We start from the raw sequence: 2,169 nt of genomic DNA on the forward strand, positions 1-2,169 counted from the left end.
GTGATGCTCGCGCACCGCTGGCTCGCCTTCGTCGGCGACGCCGCCTACACCGCGCTGATGAAGTGCAATGTGGTCGTCAACCGCATCCGCAGCGCGTTCGGCCTGCCCTATTGGTCGCTGTCGATGGTCGCCAAGCACAAGGTCAAGAACGCGGTCCAGTTCATCGGCCGATACGAGGAAGTCGTCGCCCACGCCGCGCGCTCGCGCGGGGTCGATGGCGTCGTGTGCGGCCATATCCACAGCGCCGAGATGCGCGAGATCGAGGGCACCGAATATTATAACGACGGTGACTGGGTCGAAGGCTGCACCGCGTTGGTCGAACATCACGACGGACGCATGGAAATCCTTCACTGGGCCGAAGAGGTCGCGAGCCGCACCGCGCCGACGCAGCTCGAACTTCCTGCCCCGGCGCGTGCCGCATGAGGATATTGATCGTCACCGACGCGTGGGAGCCGCAGGTGAACGGCGTCGTCCGCACGCTGCAGGCGACGGCCGCCGAACTGCGCGCCGCGGGCCACGAGGTCGGGATCGTTTCGCCCGACCTGTTCCGTTCGCTCCCCTGCCCCTCCTATCCCGAAATCCGGCTCGCGCTGGCGGGCCGGCGCAAGGTCGGGCGGCATATCCGCGCCTTCGCTCCGCAGGCGATCCATATTTCGACCGAAGGCCCGCTCGGCATGGCGGCGCGGCGCTGGTGCCTCACGAACAATTTTCCCTTCACCACCGCCTATCACACGCGCTTTCCCGAATATGTCGCGGCGCGGCTGCCCGTCTCGCCCGCCTTTGTGTGGCGCTTCATCCGCTGGTTCCACCGCCCGGCGCGGCACATCATGGTCGCGACGCGCAGCCTGGCGCGCGAGCTCGCCGAGCAGGGGCTCACGCAGACGATGATGTGGGAGCGCGGGGTCGACCACGAGCTGTTCCGCCCCGATCGCGCACCGCACCCCGCCTATGCGGGACTAGCCCGGCCGATCCAGCTTTATGTCGGCCGCGTCGCGGTCGAAAAGAATATCGGCGCCTTTCTGGCCACCGACCGGCCGGGCACCAAGGTCATCGTCGGCGAGGGGCCCGCGCTCGCCGAACTGAAGGCGCAGCATCCGGGCGCGCTTTTCCTCGGCAAGCTGGGCGGCGAAGCGCTGGCGTCGGCCTATGCGGGCGCCGACGTCTTCGTCTTTCCCAGCCTCACCGACACCTTCGGCCTCGTCATCATCGAGGCGATGAGCTGCGGAACGCCGGTGGCCGCCTATCCGGTGCCGGGACCGGGCGATATCGTGACGAACGGCGCCGGCGCGCTCGACGAGGACCTCGGCCGCGCAATCGACATGGCGTTAGCGTGCGACCGCGCCGACGCGGCGGCGCTCGGCGCGCGCTACAGCTGGTCGTCCTGCACCGCACAGTTCGCAAAAGCGCTGACCTTCGTCCCTGCTGATCGGACGTCCGAAAGCGCGCTCGGAACAGCCGGCCTTGCGGCCTGATCCCTTCCCCCTTGATGGGGGAAGATGAGGGTGATGGTGCGTCATCGCGCCGTTGTCTCAGGCCGAGAACTCACCCCCACCGCTGCGCCCCGGACCTGATCCGGGGCTCGCTGCCTCCTCGATCAAGGGGGAGGTTTTGGCGATCGTCAGAAAGTCTTGCGCCACTCCAGCTCGATATAGCGGCCGAGCGGGTCGATATAGCCCGGCTGGTAGTTGAGCGGCACGCGGCCGTTCGCGTCGGTGATCTTGCGCTGCGCATCGAAGATATTGTCGACCGACAGGCGCAGGCGCGATCCCTTCAGGAATGGCAGCTTCTCGGTCAGTTTCGCCTTCTGGTTCAGGTCGACGAAAAAGCGCAGGTTGAAGGTCGCGAGGTCGCCGAATTTCAGGTCGCCCGCGGTGCCGCCGGTGACCGTGCTGCCGCTGTCATATTTGGCGCTCAGCCGCACGCCGAGCCCCTTGTTGAACAGGCCGCCGTCGAGTTCGAACAGGTGGCGGTTGCTGCCGCCGCCATTGCCCGTCGCCGAACCATTGAGCAAATCGAGTTCGGGCACGCCGGGGCGGATCAGCACTTTGTCGGTCAGCTTGATCGTGTGGTAGAGCGACACCTGCCAGCGCCCGCCCTGCGGCCCGCCGAACATGCCGCCGGGACCGCCGCGGCCGCCCATGCCCGGACCACCGCCGCCACGCCGACGCC

Annotated in this window: 2 protein-coding genes and 1 pseudogene; 2 read left to right on the forward strand and 1 reads right to left on the reverse strand. The window is 67.6% G+C overall.

Features of this window, described 5'->3' with window-relative positions:
- A partial coding sequence (locus tag VJ811_RS02520; protein WP_414711903.1) for a UDP-2,3-diacylglucosamine diphosphatase occupies positions 1-423 on the forward strand: 423 nt, incomplete at its 5' end.
- The gene (locus VJ811_RS02525; RefSeq protein WP_324070699.1) at positions 420-1,472 is read left to right on the forward strand and encodes a glycosyltransferase family 1 protein; all 1,053 of its coding nucleotides are present in this window, start codon (positions 420-422) and stop codon (positions 1,470-1,472) included. The genes VJ811_RS02520 and VJ811_RS02525, both read left to right, overlap by 4 nt.
- Before the next feature lie 146 nt (positions 1,473-1,618).
- Here VJ811_RS02525 and VJ811_RS02530 read toward each other — a convergent pair.
- Positions 1,619-2,169, reverse strand: a pseudogene (locus tag VJ811_RS02530) (ABC transporter ATP-binding protein); the annotation flags it as partial.

The sequence above is a fragment of the Sphingopyxis sp. genome (assembly GCF_035250425.1).
Lineage (GTDB): Bacteria > Pseudomonadota > Alphaproteobacteria > Sphingomonadales > Sphingomonadaceae > Sphingopyxis.

Coding starts and splice junctions, on each gene's coding strand:
- VJ811_RS02525 (WP_324070699.1), top strand. CDS start 420: ATGAGGATATTGATCGTCACCGACGCGTGGGAGCCGCAGGTGAACGGC.